Source organism: Desulfosporosinus acididurans, assembly GCF_001029285.1.
Lineage (GTDB): Bacteria > Bacillota > Desulfitobacteriia > Desulfitobacteriales > Desulfitobacteriaceae > Desulfosporosinus > Desulfosporosinus acididurans.
Window position 1 is genome coordinate 286,452 of sequence record NZ_LDZY01000001.1, and the last position, 18,861, is coordinate 305,312.

Annotated in this window: 18 protein-coding genes and 1 other RNA gene; 3 read left to right on the forward strand and 16 right to left on the reverse strand. The window is 41.1% G+C overall.

Annotated elements, in window-relative coordinates:
• Positions 1-74 precede the first annotated feature (74 nt).
• The 5 genes from DEAC_RS01315 to DEAC_RS01335 form a co-directional block, all read right to left on the reverse strand.
• Entirely contained in the window at positions 75-1,241 is a 1,167-nt protein-coding gene (locus tag DEAC_RS01315) for a tetratricopeptide repeat protein (RefSeq protein ID WP_047808212.1), read from the reverse strand.
• 416 nt (positions 1,242-1,657) lie between these two features.
• On the reverse strand, positions 1,658-2,107 hold the full coding sequence (locus tag DEAC_RS01320) for a Fur family transcriptional regulator (RefSeq protein WP_047808213.1): 450 nt from the start codon (positions 2,105-2,107) through the stop codon (positions 1,658-1,660).
• A 71-nt stretch (positions 2,108-2,178) separates the two neighbouring features.
• Positions 2,179-3,453, reverse strand: a complete 1,275-nt coding sequence (locus DEAC_RS01325) for a class I SAM-dependent rRNA methyltransferase (protein ID WP_083995798.1) — start codon at positions 3,451-3,453, stop codon at positions 2,179-2,181.
• 199 nt (positions 3,454-3,652) lie between these two features.
• Positions 3,653-3,892, reverse strand: a complete 240-nt coding sequence (locus DEAC_RS01330; protein ID WP_047808214.1) for a YkuS family protein — start codon at positions 3,890-3,892, stop codon at positions 3,653-3,655.
• A 71-nt stretch (positions 3,893-3,963) separates the two neighbouring features.
• Positions 3,964-6,270 (reverse strand): M28 family metallopeptidase, encoded by a 2,307-nt coding sequence (locus tag DEAC_RS01335; RefSeq protein WP_047808381.1) that lies wholly within the window; start codon positions 6,268-6,270, stop codon positions 3,964-3,966.
• A 220-nt stretch (positions 6,271-6,490) separates the two neighbouring features.
• Here DEAC_RS01335 and DEAC_RS01340 point away from each other — a divergent pair, with 220 nt between their 5' ends.
• A complete protein-coding gene (locus tag DEAC_RS01340; protein ID WP_345788145.1) occupies positions 6,491-7,438 on the forward strand; it encodes a phospholipase D-like domain-containing protein in 948 nt (315 codons plus the stop codon).
• A gap of 73 nt (positions 7,439-7,511) precedes the next feature.
• Here DEAC_RS01340 and DEAC_RS01345 read toward each other — a convergent pair whose 3' ends face one another.
• The 3 genes from DEAC_RS01345 to DEAC_RS01350 all read right to left on the reverse strand — a co-directional run bounded on the left by DEAC_RS01345 (position 7,512) and on the right by DEAC_RS01350 (position 8,931).
• The gene (locus DEAC_RS01345; RefSeq protein ID WP_047808216.1) at positions 7,512-8,141 is read right to left on the reverse strand and encodes a histidine phosphatase family protein; all 630 of its coding nucleotides are present in this window, start codon (positions 8,139-8,141) and stop codon (positions 7,512-7,514) included.
• A gap of 103 nt (positions 8,142-8,244) precedes the next feature.
• Positions 8,245-8,430, reverse strand: a non-coding RNA gene (gene ssrS / locus DEAC_RS22525) — 6S RNA.
• 51 nt (positions 8,431-8,481) lie between these two features.
• Positions 8,482-8,931 (reverse strand): hypothetical protein, encoded by a 450-nt coding sequence (locus tag DEAC_RS01350; protein WP_047808217.1) that lies wholly within the window; start codon positions 8,929-8,931, stop codon positions 8,482-8,484.
• 289 nt (positions 8,932-9,220) lie between these two features.
• Between DEAC_RS01350 and DEAC_RS01355 the strand changes: the two genes are divergently transcribed.
• Positions 9,221-9,592, forward strand: coding sequence for a TIGR04086 family membrane protein (locus tag DEAC_RS01355; RefSeq protein ID WP_047808218.1), 372 nt, complete (start codon positions 9,221-9,223; stop codon positions 9,590-9,592).
• A 181-nt stretch (positions 9,593-9,773) separates the two neighbouring features.
• On the forward strand, positions 9,774-10,214 hold the full coding sequence (locus tag DEAC_RS01360; RefSeq protein ID WP_047808219.1) for a formylmethanofuran dehydrogenase subunit E family protein: 441 nt from the start codon (positions 9,774-9,776) through the stop codon (positions 10,212-10,214).
• A gap of 45 nt (positions 10,215-10,259) precedes the next feature.
• Here the strand turns inward: DEAC_RS01360 and lgt are convergent, their stop codons facing one another.
• The 8 genes from lgt to DEAC_RS01400 form a co-directional block, all read right to left on the reverse strand.
• Complete coding sequence (gene lgt, locus DEAC_RS01365) at positions 10,260-11,069, reverse strand: prolipoprotein diacylglyceryl transferase (RefSeq protein WP_047808220.1); 810 nt, start codon at positions 11,067-11,069, stop codon at positions 10,260-10,262.
• A gap of 262 nt (positions 11,070-11,331) precedes the next feature.
• Positions 11,332-11,532 (reverse strand): hypothetical protein, encoded by a 201-nt coding sequence (locus DEAC_RS01370; protein ID WP_047808221.1) that lies wholly within the window; start codon positions 11,530-11,532, stop codon positions 11,332-11,334.
• 79 nt (positions 11,533-11,611) lie between these two features.
• Positions 11,612-13,729, reverse strand: a complete 2,118-nt coding sequence (locus DEAC_RS01375; RefSeq protein ID WP_047808222.1) for a cell division protein FtsA — start codon at positions 13,727-13,729, stop codon at positions 11,612-11,614.
• A 125-nt stretch (positions 13,730-13,854) separates the two neighbouring features.
• Positions 13,855-15,267 carry a glucose-6-phosphate isomerase gene (locus tag DEAC_RS01380; RefSeq protein WP_047808382.1) on the reverse strand — a complete coding sequence of 471 codons (1,413 nt, stop codon included), beginning with the start codon at positions 15,265-15,267 and terminating at the stop codon, positions 13,855-13,857.
• Positions 15,268-15,351: 84 nt separating this feature from the next.
• Entirely contained in the window at positions 15,352-16,323 is a 972-nt protein-coding gene (pfkA, locus tag DEAC_RS01385) for a 6-phosphofructokinase (RefSeq protein WP_047808223.1), read from the reverse strand.
• A 4-nt stretch (positions 16,324-16,327) separates the two neighbouring features.
• Complete coding sequence (locus DEAC_RS01390) at positions 16,328-17,305, reverse strand: helix-turn-helix domain-containing protein (RefSeq protein WP_047808224.1); 978 nt, start codon at positions 17,303-17,305, stop codon at positions 16,328-16,330.
• A 76-nt stretch (positions 17,306-17,381) separates the two neighbouring features.
• Complete coding sequence (locus tag DEAC_RS01395) at positions 17,382-18,281, reverse strand: selenium metabolism-associated LysR family transcriptional regulator (protein ID WP_047808225.1); 900 nt, start codon at positions 18,279-18,281, stop codon at positions 17,382-17,384.
• Positions 18,282-18,321: 40 nt separating this feature from the next.
• Positions 18,322-18,783, reverse strand: coding sequence for a peptidylprolyl isomerase (locus tag DEAC_RS01400; RefSeq protein ID WP_047808383.1), 462 nt, complete (start codon positions 18,781-18,783; stop codon positions 18,322-18,324).
• Positions 18,784-18,861 lie beyond the last annotated feature (78 nt).

An 18,861-nucleotide genomic window follows, 5' to 3' on the forward strand; every position in this document is an offset into this window, starting at 1 on the left:
CTATTTATATTAACATTTTTAGATACAAAATAAAAATGAAATTTAAACAAAAGAAGAAGGGTTTTCCCTTCTTCTTAGGCTAATTTGAGTGCTTTATTATAGCAATCAATGGCCGTATCATACTGATTCATTTGATCGTAGACATTTCCAAGCAAAGCCCATCCCGCTGAATGATTGGGGTCTATTTCTATAAGTTTATTTAGAGATTCTATACACTCCTGCCAATTACCTTTACGAGTAAGACATACACTAAGGTTATAAAGAATCAACGGGTGATCGGGGCTTAGCTCTAAAGCCTTTTTATAGTATTCCACCGCCCTTCTTGATCTTCCTTGATGAACAAGGGTAAAGGCGAGGTTGTTCAGTAGAATTGGATCTTGGGGATAAATCTTTATAGCCCGATCCAAGAGGTTTAATGCTTCCTGAGTTCGTCCCTGATTTTGATAGACCGCGGCAAGATTACTTAAAGAATCGTAATGATCCGGCTCATATTTAAGGGTGAATTTGTAGTATTGGATTCCCTTTTTTATTTGACCGATTTGAATATAACAATAGGCTAATCTTGCCGCTAAATCAGGCGTTCCGCCATAACGAAGGGCCCGATCAAAACTCAGGCAGGCATCAGCCAATTGCTCCAACTTCAAGTGCATTTCTCCCTTTTCTTCCCAATATCGTGATTCACGCGGTGATAGTTGACAACACCCTTGAAAACAGCGCAAGGCTTCTTGATATTCTTCATGATAAGCATAAATAATCCCTAGCCGATAATAGGTTTCCGCATTTTTAGGTTCTGCTCGACAGGAATTGTCAAGAGCCTTAACTCCCTCCTGCCAATTTCCTTGTTCCAAATGACAATCTGCAAGAATCCCCCAGAACTTGGAACTTTGCGGTTTTAATTTAAGCGCATCTTCAATCATAGTTTTCGCTTGCAGAATGAGGCCTTGTCCAAGATAACATTGCGCTAAGAGACCACATATCATCCCCGATTCGTCATAGCCCTTTCGTTCCAGAGTTTCTAAATAATCCCTTGCTTCTTGAAATGCCTGAACTTCAATTAAATGTTCAACTTCATTTAGCCGAAGTTTACCTTTGCTTTGCTTCAATAAATCTACCCATTCCTGGATAGCTAAATCCGTTTTTCCCAGCCAAAAGTGCCATTTTGCTTGCAAAGAATTCCACAGATATGTTTTCCTGAGAGTCGGCCTTTTTTGTTTGACGTTTGAGGCCAAAGGTACAACCATTGTCTCAGCCCCTTTTTTACTTATTTTTCCATTATTTCATTCTCCTTTTTTTCTTTTAATCCTCCTGGGACACTCGAGAATCGAACGCCAAAAGCCTTGGATATACGCGATTATTCATTATACTTGAGCTGCTTTTCCTACACTCTCGTCAGATTATTATAATTACTACTTAATTTATGTCATAATAAGTTTTTATTCCTATAAATCAGCAGTGAACTCGTTCAGCTAAAGCTGAACATCGGGGCTTAACTGGATAAATGGTTTAACAGTGTCCTCGAAATTTCATTCTGACAGCAAAAAACTCAGCTAAATCGCCGAGTTTTTGTAAACAGAGGTTTTATTTCTCTAATGTTCCATCAAGAAAGAAGATTTGACCTATTATTTCTTCTTAAGGCGAATTAAGGCAAAGAGGCGCATTACTGCGCCCCTTCACATTTAGAACAATAGCCATAAAATTTTAAATCGTGGTCGGAAACTTTAAAATGATTTCGTTTCATAATGACGGCTTCTAAGGACTCTAATAAATCATCATCAAATTCCGAAACATTTCCACAGCGTAAACAAATAAGGTGATGGTGGTGATGATGTTCATCCTTACGACTAAATTCATAACGAGTGCGGCCATCTCCAAAATCGTTCTTAATAAGAACTCCAATTTCCGCCAATATATCTAAAGTTCGATAAACGGTAGCAAGACCTATCTCTGGGTTTTCATTTTTAACGAGCATATATACTTCTTCGGCACTTAAATGCCGATCCACATGCTCCACAAACATGTGGAGAATCGTCTGTCTTTGAGGAGTTACTTTATAGGAGTGATTACGCAGCAAGTTGCAGATATTCTCAAACGTTCTAAAGTTCTCCATCAATGCCCCTCCTCCATATATTTCCTATTATAAGACATTATTTTCACTTTGCAAAGTGATTTTAAGAAATATTAACGATTAAAGACTTCATAAATCGCGAACTTTAGATAATCTGTTTCTTCACTTCCTAAAAGAACTGGATGATCTTTACCGGCACGACGGAATTCTACTAGGCGCAAGATTTTATGAGCATCTGCTGCAGCTTCTTGCAGCATTTTTTGAAATCGTGCTGAACTTAAATGGTATGAGCATGATGCTGTTATTAAAACGCCACCATCTCGAACTAACTTCATTCCTTGAAGATTTATTTCCTTATAGCCTCGCAGCGCTCCTTCCAGAACCTGACGACTTTTAGCAAAGGCCGGAGGATCTAAAATGACTACATCCCAAGTCTTCTTCTCGTTTACTTGGTTTCTTAAAAAATCAAAAGCATTTTCCGCAACAAATTGAGTACGATGCAGAAATCCATTAAGCAATGCATTCCTCTTAGCCATTTCAATAGCTTTCTCTGAGATATCAACACAAGTAACCTTTTTAGCCCCATACAGACACGCGTGCAGCATAAACGATCCTGTATGGGAAAAGCAATCTAAGACCTCAGCACCATCCCAAAACGGATTTTTAATTTCTTTTCCCTTTTTATCTTGAGGACGTCCTTCAGGATCTCGGTAAATCCCATGACTCGCTCCCCATCCAGTCATAATGGGCTTTAAGGAAGCACGATTTTCACGTTGATCAAAGAAATACCCAGTCTTCTGTCCTTCAGCTACATCGACCATGATCTTTAACTCATTTTCCTGGAGGGTTATTTGAGTATCAAAAGGAGTATCCACGAAGCCGACTCTCTCTTCCAGACCTTCCAAGCGCCGAACAGAAACATCGCTTCGTTCATAAATTCCTCGTGGATTGAAGATTTTTTTTAAGGCCTGAAATATCCATTGTCGTCGGACTTCCATGCCAAGGGCAAGAATTTGAACCACAAGAACGTCTTCATATTTATCAATAATCAGGCCTGGCAAGAAATCCGCTTCACCGTGGACAACCCGACAGGAGGTTATATTAGATAATAGCCATTGTCGCCGCTTCCAAGCACTTTGAATTTTGTTTAAAAAAAACTCTTCATCAATGGGGTTTTCCGAATAGGATATCACTCGCAGAATCAGCTGCGATACAGGGTTATAAAATCCTTGGGCCAAGAAATGTCCATCGTGATTTAAAATATGTACAATATCTCCTCCTGAGGGATTCCCTTCGATTCTGCCAATTTCTCCGGGATAGATCCAGGGATGCCCCTGTTCAAGCCTTCTTTTGCGATTTCTTATAAGAAACACTCTTGGTATAGACATAACAGATCCTCGCTTTCAAAAACGTAAAGATTCATATCTTTAAAATATACCGTGAAATCAAAGGAAAGGAAAGCTTTCATTTTTCTTTGATTTCATAGTTACATCCATACAATCGTTTCTACCATCTGATAGACGATATGCTAAAAAACCATCCTTTTTCGGATGGTTTAAGAAGTGGGAGTGGCTCGAGTTCATTCTATTAGGAAAAACGATCCCTAAGAACCTCAACGACTTCTTCTGCACTACGACCGGAGGCATTAATAACTGGCAGCTTGACCGGCCAATCCGCCGATAAATTATGAGTTCCATCACCCTTAACGACAACTGCCCGAATATTATACAATGCCTTTCCTTCTAAAGGAGCGGTCTTAAATCCTGAAGCATGTAATGCTTGTACGACATTGCTGAGTCCATCTTCTACTGCTATCATTTTATACATTTATTTCACCCTCTCCTTGAATTATACTTAGTTTCCCACCAATAAATCATCTTATCCAGAGAGAAATTTCCTTAAAAAGAATAGTTTTCTTTAAATAAGCGTAGATAGTCTATCGATAATTGCTTGTTATGTATTTGCAGCTGAGGCTCCGAACAAGGAAATATTCCTTCGATTGAACATGTTAGCAATCCCTGAGTTTCTACGCTTAAATGAATGGTGTTCTTCTGAGGCGGGGTTCTTTGCAAGAGCAGCGAATACTTGCCCGTTGGCTGCCGAAATCCTATTAATTGTATTTGTTTAGGCAGTTTGGTCATTGGAAGGAACTCATCCGTTTTAGCTTCAAAAGGATGATCACTTTCCAATTCTAGTTGAACCAAATAGGGTTCTTGAAGATAATTCAATTTTATGGTTAGATCCAAAAGTCTTTGAGCATTTAAACTTTTCTCCTCAACTGTCGTCGCCACACTTAAAGGAGCTTTCTCATTCACTAGAGGTACCTCGACGCTTTTTCCTTCTTTGACGCCTAAATCCTTCACTAATTGACTCGGTAAACGTTCATCCGAATAAATATGAATTTTCCCCTCCTTGTTCCCGATCCATTCTTCTTGAACTGTAACTTGCTGTGGGTACTTCGCGTTGAAGGAGGGTACCAAACCTAAACAGAGTACCAGCAGACCAAGCCCAATCAAGGCCGGCATTTTTACATAGACCAAAATTTTTTTGGCAAGAGCGGATCTCTTCAGGGCGACATGACAGCAGGCAAGCAAAAAGGGAACTAAAAGTAAGGCATACGTCACGAGGAAAATGACAGGGTATTTATGGATAGCTTCATTAAAACTCAACCATTGTTCAGAAGTCAAAAGCTCATAATGGATCGAATATAAGAAATAGGGACCTATTAGCACGAACACGATATTAGGAAAAAAGAACTGAATATCTAGACAAAAGAGCCAGAAAACAAAAGGAAAGGCAAGATCAATGCGTATAAGAGCTAAGCTTAGACTCACAATCAAGAGCGGAAGTCCGGCAGCTAAACAGTAGAGATTCGCATCCCGGATCATCGGCAGCTTTTTTAACCAACCGGCAAGAAGTATAATAAGACCAACAGAAATCCCCACACGAGCAATAAGGTATACTTCAGGATGAGCATAATATACCTTTTGAGTATGTTTTAAGCTTTGCCAGAGGAGTTCTCCAATTCCACCAGTTCCTATAATAATTATACTCAGCAAGGTAATAATGCCAGTACTTACAAAGACATCCTTCCAGGGTATTTTATCTCTACGTTGTTTCAGGTAATTGAAGTAGATAATAACTGTTAAAAGCAAAATGAGAATAATAAGTCCTCTCAGGGCAAAACTAGGCAGTACAAAAACATTTCCGCCAATCTGAAACGAAAGATACAACTCATCCCAGTTCTGGGGTCCAAGTCTGTCTAGTTTTACGTTATTCACTAATAAATGAACAAGATTACCAACGTTTTGCAAAGTTTCCAATGATACATGGTCCAACTGATCTTCTGGTCTATGAAAATATCCTTCCGGCCTCCCGTAAATCCCTAAGCCCAAGGCAGGAATCCCCTGATCTAAAAAAGAGCTAAAATCACTTGAACCGCCCTGCGAATTATCCCGAGTCATAACGGTAAAATCTCGGCTGAGATGAAAAGGAATATGGCTCTCTTTAGCCAAAGCCGAAACTTGTTTAAGCAGATCCGGCGGGGCAGATTTATTGCCTGCAACATCAATTTCCAGAGGAGTTCCGACCATATCAACATTGATCATCCATTGTACAGCTGATAAATCGGCTTGTGAGATATAATAGTTTGAACCGACTAGTCCATTTTCTTCAGCGCCGAAGAAAACCAATTGATAAGTTTTTTCATGAGGTTCCTTGCTTAAGACTCGTGCAAGTTCAAGCAATACTCCTACCCCTGAACCATTATCTACAGCTCCAGGTACATTCATTGCTGCCGTATCATAATGGGCACCGAGTACAACAGTATCTGGAAGCGTTCCAGGCAGCTCAGCGATGATATTTTGACTATTTATCAATTCAACACGTTTTTGAGGATCATTGAGGGATGGATTGCGAAGGATCACTTTACTAAATGGCTGTTCACGAACTTTCCAGCCATTTTGACTTAAAACATAAGCAATATACTGGGCTGCCTTTAGCTCTCCTTTGCTCCCGGCCGGGCGAGGTCCAATCTTATCTGTAAGGTATTTTACATGGTCGAAGGCTAAGGCTGCAGAGAAATTTAAACCTGATCCCTGGGCAGGCAGTACAGCTTCGGCCTTGCTGTTCATATATCCGAGAATTACTAAAACGCTAAAAATAATCGATATAAAAATAGTCCAACGAGTTTTCATCACCCTCATAACCCCATGCCCTTTCAAAGCTTTAAACTCACCCTGCCCAATTCTTATGAAAAACTTCTTGATGTTATGCCTTTCCAATCTTTTAACCTTTTGGACACATATGTTATAATGTAGACAAATTTTGACCTTGGGAGAAGTAAGTATTATGCCTAAGCGACATATCCCCTTAGTTACAATAGTTATTCTTTTATTCTGCCTTCTGTTTTTAAGTGGATGTACCATGAAAGTTCCTAAAATTTTTGCTAAGAAGGCCCCAATTTCCAATCTTTCCGCCGAAGCACTTTTGATTGATCAAGAGGCTATCTATCAACGCACCATCAGTCTGATTCAATCAGCACAATCCTCAATTTATGTGGAACAAGCCGAGTTTGACGACCCTCAGCTCATTAATCTTTTGCTGTCTAAATCCCGTTCAGGTATTGAAGTCCATATTCTCTTAGACCAATGGCAGAAGCAAAATTGGGCTACTCTCGACCAGTTGAAAAATCAAAATGTATCGATTCAGTACTATCCTGCTCAGAAAGGACAAAATGACCATACCAAGTGGTTAATTGTTGACCAAAACAAAGCTTTAGTTTACGGACCATCATGGACAAGTAAAAGCTTCAAAGCTCATGATTTAGCCGTGGAACTTTCTGGAAGTTCTGCCTGGAAAATCGCAGCACTCTTCTCCAAGGATTGGGAATTCACCACAACTTTTCCCCTAGATGTACCCAAACCAACTACTCTTAATAACGATAATATTACATTGGCTGTCAACGCTAACGTCAAGGAACAACTGCTGGAGTATATATCCAGCAGTGCAAAATCCATCTGGATTGAAAACACAGAAATCACCGAGCCTGATATTGTTCAAGCCTTATTTGACGCTGCTGGAAAGGGCCGAAATATCCGCATTATATTAGACTCCAGTGCTGCCAGCAAGACACCGGTAACTCTGGAAAAACTAAAAGCCGCCGGCATCTCCATACGTTATTTTCCTAAGCAGTCACCTCTCGGACTTCACCTAGCAATTTTTGACCAGAACTCCTTTCTGGCAAGCGGCTCCGATTGGACACGTTATAACTTTGTTGCAGATCATGAGTTTTCTATTACTGTCCCCTCACCTGCTGCAACCTCAAAATTAGACCAGATGTTTCAAGAGGACTGGAAGAAAAGCTCACCCTAAGCAATAATCCCGGATTCACATAAAAACCACCCAAAGCATTTTGCCTTGGGTGGTTTTTATGTGAATCAAGAGTTTAGTTTCTTTGGTCAACTTTTTCTAAATGCTGACAATCCCCGACCAACTCAGGCTTCCATTCATCACCGTCAACTTCAAAAATATTTAGGGCAGTATTATTCTGCCAAGGCGTTTTAGTCCAATCATGAATCTCAAAGCCTAAAGCTTTGGTTACTAATAGTTTCAGAGTTAGCCCATGAGTTACCACACAAATAGTCTCTCCTGGATGGTTAACAAGAATCTTTTGTACAAAATCCCAGGAGCGTAATAGTACCATTGCCATATTTTCTCCGCCGGGAGCCGTAACCAAATGGGGGGAAGCATCCCATATTTTAAACAAATCCGGGTATGCTTTCCTTAATTCTCCCCAAATATGCCCTTCCCAATCACCAAAGGAAAATTCTCGCAAGGCGGGATTGATGATTAATTGATCCAATCCGATTTCTCGCCGAATCTCTTCAGCAGTTCCCCGAGCCCTAGGAGCGTCACTGGTATATATATATTGAATCCCCTCGTCCTTAAGTCTATTGGCCAAAGATCGAGCCTGAAGCAGCCCAGTTTCGGAAAGAGGGGAATCCAGACGACCCTGTACACGCCCCTCAATATTCCACAAGGTTTGGCCATGACGAGTTAAAATTATCCTTGTCATTAGTACACCTCTTAAAAAAACTTATCCAGCGAAAAAGCATCTGGAGTTAAAAGATCTCCCTTTTCGCGGACATAAAATACAACAAGGGTAGGAAATTCTCCCTACCCTCCCCAACTTGCCGTAAGATTTCAGGTTTCTGACCCCGCTTTCGCAGGTGGGCACCTAGTCCATGCTTTCCAACTTCCCTGTTTCCACAAAGAAAGGGCATGTTGTAATCACATGACATTTAGTTCCCGTGTCATTAATAGGATCAAAACCATGAAAATCTCTACGCACAAGTCAGGCTATGTTTTTATTATATCACCATAATTAAAAAAAATCTCTAGCAAATGCTTGGAAATTATCGTTTTCGCAGTTTATCCTCAATTTCCGCCATTCGATCCTGCAATAAGGCAATGGACATCTCTTGAGTACGTACGCGTCGACGAAGATGATCGACTAGCTGAAGAAGTTCTTGGAGATTTTCGTTAATGGTATCATTATTTTGTGGTTCGTCGGCCATAGAATTTTCATCGTTCTCTTTTTCACTAGACAAAGATTCCATAGCGTCAACTGATTGGGCTGCTAGTAAGTAACGAAACCGAGCGTATCTTGAATTTCTGCCAGGCTGAACATCAAGTACTCCATCTTCTGCCAATGCTTGAATGGCTCGTTTTAAGGTGACACTTGCTGCTCCTGTTTCACGTTGAATATCTGAATATGCTAATTCAAAATCTTGTCCTTGATACATATTAGAAATCTTCTCAAAAAAATCGACAAATTTCCGATGAGTTTTTTCCTTTAATCTCAAAGCTAGTCCATCCTTCCACAACACTAATTAAAACACTGAAGAATAATTAATATTATAGCAAATTTTAAGCAAAAATCCATACTAAGAATTACTTTTAATATGAAGTTTGAAATACAATTTTAAAATAACCTTTCTATCTCCATAAAGTTTTTGAATTACTCCATCTGATAAACTTAAAGTATGTTCTTCGGCTGGTTCTCCGGAAATATATTTTTATCTTTATAGCAAGGTGTTGTCATACTCTTTGAAAAAGAGGCATAGGTAGTTAACAATTAAAAGGAGGGATACCATGACAAAATCCTTTCAGTTAACGATGATTTTAAAAGGAATTCTTCTAGCAACCGTGTTAGCCTTATTGTTATCGGTAGTTTTCGGGATCGTACTTTCCTACACATCTGTTCCTGAATCAGACTTGTTCCTCAATATTATTTTTGGCTTTAGTGTTTTTGCAGCATCCTTTATTACCGCACATCAAGCAGGCACTAAAGGTTTATACTACGGACTTGCCATCGGATTGGGCTTTTCACTCATCGTTCTTATCTTATCCGCTGTTCTGTGGTCGGATGCGCCTTCATGGCTCAGAATGGGTGAAAAAGCCGTTATTGCTCTTGTGTCCGGTGGAATAGGCGGAATTATAGGAGTACTTTTTCCTAACACTTAGAACAATTGAGCTCAAACTCTTCAAATTAAGTTATTTATGAGAGGAAAATCCCCTAAGAGATTTTCCTCTCATTTCTATTTACATTAAAATATTACGATATCTATTAATGTGATCATAACTCTTTTCTTTTGATCCCCTAAGTTATACAATATCCTCAAAGCAAACGAAAGGGGAATAATCTATGTGTATTGAAAAAACTCCTTGGGAACAAGTGATTGATTTTCACGGTCATACTTGCCCGGAAATAGCTTTAGGTTACAGGGTTGCCCAAATAGCTATGCGCGAATTGGGTATTAAGCCAACGCCCAGCACTGAGCTTGTGGTGACAGCCCAAACCCATTCTTGTGCTTTAGACGCCTTTCAAATATTAAACCATGCAACCTTCGGCCGAGGAGCACTAAAGGTCGATGAGAATAAACAGCACAAATACCTCTTTGAATATTCGGACACCTCTGTCCGTGTGACCATTACGGTACTCCCGAAAATTCTCGAGCATTTGGTTATTCCTGAAAATTTAGCCACCCGCCGCGAAATCCAAAATGCAACTTTGGAAGCAATCCAGTTTATTCTTAGTTCTGAGGAGAACATGTTTTGCACAATTCAAAAAGACGATCACCAGTAATGCACGTTCAAAAGTACCGGGAACTATGAAGAATGATAGCTCTCCTTAAATAGAATCTTGAGGAGTATTGTCTAAATCCTTATGTTGACGATCTTTCCATATTCTCCATGCCAACAAACATAAGGCGATAATGACAGCTACTGAGCTGCTCCATTGTGCCGCTGTCCAATGGAACAAGAACCTTGGACTATCACCCCTCAGCCCTTCGAGAAAAAACCTTGAGGTGTTATAGAAGATCAAATAAAGAAGGAAAATCGTCCCTGAAGGCCATTTCTTCAGCTTAAGAATGACGAGAATTGCAAAGATAATAACGTCAGCTTGTCCTTCCCATACTTCAGCTGGCCAAAGGGGTTGGTTGCCAAAAGTATCCCGGGCAATTGTCCCTACCGGATAGAGGATGCCAAAGTTTCCTCCTGTTGGACCCCCAAAAGCATCGCCATTCATTAGATTAGCGTCTCTGCCTATTGATTGAGCAAGCATCAAGCCGGGAGCAATTAAATCGGCAAGCTCCCAGAAAGGAAGCTTTTTACGCCAGACATATAGTCCCCCTCCTAATAAAGCCCCGACGACTCCGCCTTGAATAGAAAGTCCCCCATGCCAGATAGCAATAATTTCACCAGGATATTTGCTATAGTAAGACCAATCGAAAAAAAACACCTGCCAAATCCTTGCACCCAGCAAACCACAAAGAAGTAATATAGGCGCTAAATCAAGCATGGTCTCCATATATTCTTCTCGTTTTTCAGCTTTCGCAAAGTATAAGGTGACTCCTACTCCCAGAACAAAGGCGAGCGCAAAAAGCGTGCCATAAGCACGTATTGGAAAACTCCCAATAAAAAACCAAAACTGATGCATTAATTTTTCCTCCACTCAAATATAGCTGCCCGTTTTTTTCAAGTTTCCAGTATTATAGCCAAACTTCCTATGATTATATCCAACTATATCCAAAATTGCAATTCAGACTACGCCTAAAACACATCTAAATATTGAGGATAAAGAAAACTTAGCTGGCGAAAGCGGCAGGTTAGCTGCACTTATACTATCAGACGAAGACACTGTCTGATAGTATAAAAAATAACGACAGATCCGATGCAATGTCCATCGGATCTGTTGTGTTTTATAGAGTATTCAGTTTAGAAAAGAAACGATTATGCCGGTCCGAATCAGGAATAGAAGCCTCTCGTTCTTTTTTTCCCAACGGTTTTTGAACTGTTTGGAAATAGGTAGAATGTTTCTTTTTACCAGTTAAAGCATCTGAATAAACAGTAACTACTAAAATAGCGACAGCAATAAGAGCTACTAACCATTGAAAGAGCATAATATTTTACACCTCCATCACCATTTTATGGCCTCTGGGAAGAATGTCAAGTGTTCTTTTGCTCAATCTTTTAGCAATGTCACTCGAAACTAGCCGACACACGATCTCCGGGATGCAGGACCGTCGTAAATTCAGCCTCCTGCCCGTTTACACGTAATTTTAAAGAAGCCCCTTTCGGCATCTCATCTGGGAACTTAACGAAAGGCAATAAGTCTGAAAGAATCGGCATCTCTTTATAACCGTTGACTCTTAAATCCATTCCATCTTCGAGTAATTCATCATCTGAGACGGGTTTTCCATGAAATATGATTTCAGCAACTTGGGGAGGGTATTCAAATTCTTGTCCGTTAATCGTAAAAATCAGCGGCTTTGGTTGGAGACTCAATTCACCAACCCTTTTCTGTTCCTGACGAACCTCTATAGAATCACCATCTTGGATCGGACAGTTTCCTTCAACAAGACAACCATTAACCAATAGCTGCCGTTCCAAAACAATTTTTCGCACTTCCCCATTAACTTTAATGGTTAAGGTTACTGGAGCTAAAATTGGCTCTTTAAACAGAGTTTTCTTTTGCTCTAATAAATTTTGCAGATTATCGTTAAAAATACAGGTTAACTTATAGCCATCTTGAATTTTATCGTTAATATTTAACACCTGATCATTATGAAAAACATGAGGTGAAAAGTCTTCTCGCCTCCCATTCCAGAAAATCCATTTCTTTTCATAGGGAGGCAGAATTTCGCCGATGGTCATCTCAGCATCTTTGCCGGGGAGACCGGGAATAAACTCAATCTGGTCTCCACTGTTCAACGTCTGATCAAATCGGCCCGGTCGTGAGTTAACCGTCAATTGGGCCGACCGCCCCATGGTACCCTTGATTATCTGCACTTCTTGATTCCATTCGAAGGTAAGAGCTGCCCCCGGTTTCCCGACAAAGGAACGAGGAGATATTCCCGCAGCAAGCAGAGCCTCTGCGACCGTTGTCAATTGCACCTCAAAAATTGGTATCGGTATATTGTTGACAGTTACTGTGTAGTATTGAAGTCCGGTTCCTTCAAGCGCGGATATACCAATTCCTATAGGAGTTATACTCTCCGGCCCTTTAAGATCATTTTCACCCTGAACGTCCTCTAAACGTTCTCGAATTTGAATACCAACGCGTTTCGGGGAAATTCCCAAAACTTCTGATAACATCTTGGGGAGCATGGGCGTTAGACTTCCTCCGCCAATGAGAATAATTCCTTGGGGAACATTTTCATTTAGTTTTGTGATTTCTTTGGCTACATCTTGAGCCAGTTTATTAACGACAGGTTCAATTACCGTTAGTACCTCTTCTTTAGAAACAGTTACCTTGTTACCGAGAAAATCTACGAATTTTAGTCGAGATTTAGTATTCACCTCTCGCTTTATCTTTTCACCCACTTTAAAATCAAGGAGATAATGTTCACAAATGGCTTCTGTGACCTCATCCCCGGCCATCGGCACCATCCCGTAAGCAAAAAAAGATCCTTCTCGAGTCAGGGCTATATCTGCTGTTCCCGCCCCCACATCAACAAGTGCCAGGTTTAGACGCCGCATATTCTGAGGTATCGCTGCCTGCCCTGCCGCAATAGGTTCTAAAGTTAAGCTCATCATTTCTAAACCAACTTGCCCCAGAACCGATACTAAACCATCGACAACGGTTCTGGGCAAAAACGTAGCAATCACTTTAACTTTGGCCTTTTTTCCCCGCTGCCCAATGAGGTTGGAAATCTCTTCGTCTTCGTTCCAGCAGGCAATAGTGCTGTATCCGACACAATGATATTGATTTGAGTTATGTTCGCCGGATGATATTAATTGGTGCAGAGCTTGATGGACTGCTTCTAACTCCAAAGCCAAGATCGTTTCTTGTTCCCACCGCACAGGCAACAATTCCCGACGTTCGGCGCTGGCTATTTCCGTTCGCAGGGCTCTGCCGGCTGCGGCAACAGCGACTTGTTTAAGACTTACATCTAACGTTTTCTCCAAAGTCTCTTTAACAGCGCTGACGGCTCGTGCCACTTCATTAACATCATGAACTTGCCCGTCATACATAGCACGCTGACGGTGTTCGATACAGGCACTTGCCAAAATTTCACACCCTTGATCTTGGGTTTTAGCCATCACTAATCCCATGACCATTCGAGTTCCAATATCCAAGGCAAAAATAGGTTCCATTGTTTCACCTCTTTTGGAATAAATTCGACTTTAATTGGTAAAATCCTTCTAAAAATAGACATAAAGAAACCCCCATATACCTTTTCCTCGACTAAGTACACGAGAGTTTAGCAGAGCGTTAAGATTTACGTTAAGATATGCCGTTCGCTGCCATAGGCCTCGATGGCTAACTTTTCAGCTTCATAGCCGGGGCGTCCCATTAAACCATAAGTACCATTTTTGCCTTCCTCTACGCCTGGCTGATCAAAGGCGTTGATATTGAGCAGTTCACCCATATAGGCAGTTTCCCATTCCAGAAGAAGAAGTAATTGTCCAATATTATAGGGAGTTAAAGCAGAAAGGATAATTTTCAGATGCTGCCGGCCTGCCTTGGTTAAGGCGTATTCGGTAGCTTTTTGCTCAGCAAATAAAAGCTCCTCTAAGGTTTTCCCTCCTAAAAATCGAATATCTTCCGGTAAGGTTAAATCCTCAGGAATTTCTTGAGTTACCCGGAATTCCTTCAAAGTTAGGAAGGTAATAACCTTATCGTCCGGTCCTTCCGTATATAATTGAATCTGAGAGTGTTGATCCGTCACTCCCAGAGCTTTTACCGGAGTCTGCCCTAAAGTAACCTCTTTCCCTAATCGATCATAACGTTTGCCCAAACTTTCCGCCCATAACTGAGCATACCAATCGGCCATTGTTTTCAAGCCGTCCACATAAGGCATAAATACTGAAATGTTTTTTCCTTTTTGCCAAGACAAATAAGATAAGGCAGTCTTCAATTGGGCAGGGTTACCAAAAACTCCCTTCGTTTCTCTAATTCGCCTGTCCATCTCTATAGCCCCTGCTAAGAGTTGTTCGACGTCAATTCCGCAGATTGCCGCCGCCAGAAGACCAACTGGGGTCAATTCGGAAAATCTTCCTCCAATACCTGAGGGAATTACAAAACGTTTGAATCCTTCCTTTAGGGCTATGGGCAAAAGGTTGCCTTTTTGTTGGTCTGTAGTAACAACCAGATGATCGGCATAGCTTTCTCCACAGAAATGACGCAAGTAATCGCGAACTATGAGGAATTGTGCCATGGTCTCTGACGTATTTCCAGATTTGGAAATAACATTGTAGAGAGTTTTTTGCGGATCAAGAATTTGACCCAGCTCTCGAAAACGAAGCGGATCAATATTATCCAGGACATAGAATCGAGATCGGCCAAACCTCTTCTCCGGTGCTAATTCGTTGTAGTAATAATGATTTAACGCTTGCTGAACCGCTAAAGGGCCAAGTGCTGACCCTCCTATGCCCAGGACAACAAAGTTCTCGAATCTTGAGGCGGCTTGATCAGCATATTCACACAATTCAGGAAGTTGACTGAGCATAGACGGCAAAAGCAGGGAAAAATCCAAATTTCCCGATTCCCTCCGAGCATGCAAGGAATTTTGAGCCTCGTCCAATTTCGCCTGCAATCCTTGTAAATCTTCCTTGGAAAAGCCTTTAGGATTTTGAGACGAACACATCATTCCTGTGTAATCGATGCAAAGTTTAGATATTTCATTAACCATTGCAAAACCTCTTCTCCACAAAAAATTCATCCAATCGTAAGACTCCGAACGTTCAGCTTTAGCTGAACGCATTCACTCCTTCCGTTAAATTGATAACTGATTAGCTAAATCATAAAGTTCGCGATTTAGAGGACGACGAGGACCATAAGCATCATCAAGAGGCCTGGAAACTACACCTTGATTAATGTAAGCTGTCATACGATTCGTTTCATTGGCCATAAGGATTTCAACGGCTTTCCCCCCCATAGCTGCAGCAATTACGACATCAAGAGCACTGGGATTACCTCCGCGCTGCAAGTGCCCAAGAACTGTGATACGAGTTTCAAAGCCTGAGCGGACATGCAATTCTTCTCCGATTTTGTAGGCGCTTCCAACACCCTCAGCAACAAGGATAATACTATGATTCTTACCCCGTTGATGACCTCTGAGTAATTTATTGCTGATTTCATCCAAATCATAGGGAATCTCCGGCACCAGAATCGATTCTGCGCCACAGGCCAAACCTGCCTGGAGGGCAATATTCCCACAGTTTCGTCCCATAACTTCAACAATAAATGTCCGGTCATGAGATGACGCCGTATCACGAATTTTGCTTACAGCATCAACAACCGTATTAACCGCAGTATCAAAGCCAATGGTTAGGTCTGTTCCGGCAATATCATTGTCAATGGTTCCGGGAATACCAGCGACCTTGACCCCTTGAGCCACAAGGGTTTGCGCGCCTCGAAAAGACCCATCCCCACCTATTACAACAAGGGCATCAATCTTTCGTTCCTGCAATTGAGCGAGAGCCTTTTGCTGTCCGGCAGGAGTCTTCATTTCTTCCGAACGGGCAGTTTTCAGGACTGTACCTCCCCGCAGAACGATATCCGCTACGGAACCGATACTCATTTCCTGGATTTCGCCGTGAATGAGTCCTTCATACCCTCGATGAACGCCAAAAATAGTCAGCCCGTGGAAAATACCTTTACGAACAACTGCTCGAACAGCAGCATTCATTCCGGGAGCATCTCCTCCGCTTGTGAGCACCCCTATTCTCTTAATCGAGTCTGACATCGGATCACTCCTTCGTAATATCTTTAAACTTATTTTTTATTTCTTGATAACGGTTAAGTAATTCCTGATTCTGAAACAACTTTTCTTCCATTTTTTTATAGGCGGTGATAATGGTAGAATGTCGGCGATTAAAATATGAGGCTATGGCCGGATATGAGAGATTGCAAAGGGTTCGAACCGCATAAATTGCTAATTGTCTGGCTTCGTTGACAGAAGGTTTTTGAGTAGAACCAACAATTTCCTCGAGAGTAAAACCCATAACTTGAGACGCAGCCTGAAGGATGTTCATTGGGCTTATCTCCTGACTCTGTTTTCTAACCTCCTCTTGCCAATAGGACAAAAAGCATTGCTTACTAAGTTCATCGTTATGAAGTTCCGCATATTTCAAAAAACCGTGAAGGATTTTTTGCGCCCCGGTGAGACTTTCTGTTCGCTGGGCAATCATTTCCGGAATTGCGAGATCCATTGAAAGTAATAAGCGATGTGAGTATTCTTCCACAAAGCCTTCTAACTCATAGCCCTGAGGCTTATTGATGGGGATGACAATTCCGCCTAGCAAACGCGACGTCAAACGGTCTCCTAAATAGTTCAGATTCAGAACATCGGTTTCCAGAATCGCTACCATTTTACCTCCTCTTTGCACGATATTTTCATAAGTAAAAAGAATTTCTTCAATCGTTTGCTTTTTTCCAGCTAAACATTGCAGATCATCCAGAAGCAGCAAGGATGCAGCGCGATAGTATTGGCGAAACCGGGGGAGATTATTTTCCTGTGCAGCAAAAGCATATTGACGGGAAAAGGATGGAGAATCGATTAAAATACTCCCCTCTTTTTTCCTCTGTTGATTAAGAAAGTTTAAAAGAGAAGACTTTCCAACACCCGGTGGTCCGTAAACAAGCGTCATGCTTGGCGCTGTTTCGAATTCGTAATGCTTCATGAAACGCCACGCCCTTATATTAAAATCGCTTAAAAACCAGTTCAAGCGATCCTCTCCTTTTTGTCATCGATATAAAAATGCATTGTTAGCCTATGCTGAAAATTCAATGTCCATTCCCAAGTTATTTAAGGTCTGATCTCTGAAGGGAAAGGTAACGATAACACTCTTCGGCGATATATGATAGGGATTTATTACGGCGAGTTAAAAGATAAAAACCTCGTTCCAGATTCAAATCTTTAACCGCCAATTCGGCCAAACCTGATTTTTCACCTTGTTCAATAGCATGTCTTGATAAAAATGAATAGCCCAATCCAGATCGAACAGAGTTTTTAACGCCTTCTGTGCTGCCAACTTCTAAAACGATATTGAAATCATGTAAATCAAAACTGTGTTTAGCGAGAGCCTCTTCAAAAGCACGTCGATGTCCTGATCCATTCTCTCGAATCACCATTGGATAAGACTTGAGCGTTTGAAGATCAACACTTTTCTTGGCCTGTAACGGATGATCCTCTTGAACAAGTATGACCAGTTCATCTTTAAGCCAATATTCAGACGTTAATTTTTCAGTATCGAAGACCGCACCTACAACAGCAAAGTCTACCTCATGGTTTAAAACTTTTTCAGCAACCTCCAAACTGTCTCCAATCGTCAATTTAAAGCTTATATCGGGAAAGGACTTACGAAAATTTGCTAAGTACATTGGCAATAAATACTCACCTGGGACATTGGAAGCTCCGATATGTATTTTCCCACTCATAACCCGATCCGAATTTCCAATTTGTTCTATTATTTCTGTCCAGGAATCCAGCATATGCTTTGAATGGCGATAAAATATTTCTCCCTCTTGAGTTAGGACAAAGCCTTTCCCTTTGCGATTAATGAGTTTGACACCGCCTAATTTCTCTTCTAGAGCACGCATTTGATTTGAAACTGCAGGCTGACTAATCTCTAATTTCCGAGCAACAACCGTGAAGCTCTCCTCTTCAACGACTTGAACAAATAAACGCATTAAATCGAACATAGCTATCTCCTCTTAGAGGGAAAAAGAGGGCATAGCCCTCCTATTCCGCGTTATTGGTCACTTTCTTCATCCGTTGGTCTTCAAGAGGTTTATCGGCACGGTCTCTCGGCACATTTACAATTCGGTCAACTTCCTCCATGCCCTCAATAACCTTTCCAAACGAAGCATATTGTCCGTCTAAGTGACTTGAGGGTTTAACGACAATAAAGAACTGAGAACTTGCTGAATTAGGATTAGCAGTTCGAGCCATGGATATAACACCACGTTCATGCTTTAGATCATTCCTAAAGCCATTGGCCGTAAACTCCCCTCGAATTGTCTGTTTACTTCCGCCCATACCTGTACCATTGGGGTCTCCGCCTTGAATCATAAAACCGGGAATAACTCTATGGAAAATAAGGCCATCGTAAAATCCTTGCTCTGCAAGAGTTATAAAGTTCTTGACCGTTTCCGGTGCTATTTCCGGATAAAGTTCAATCTTAATACTATTACCGTTTTCCATTTCAATTGTCACAATTGGATTTTTAGTCGTACTTTCATTTGCCACAAGTGCAGCCTCCTTTAAGTTTATCCTTTAAAT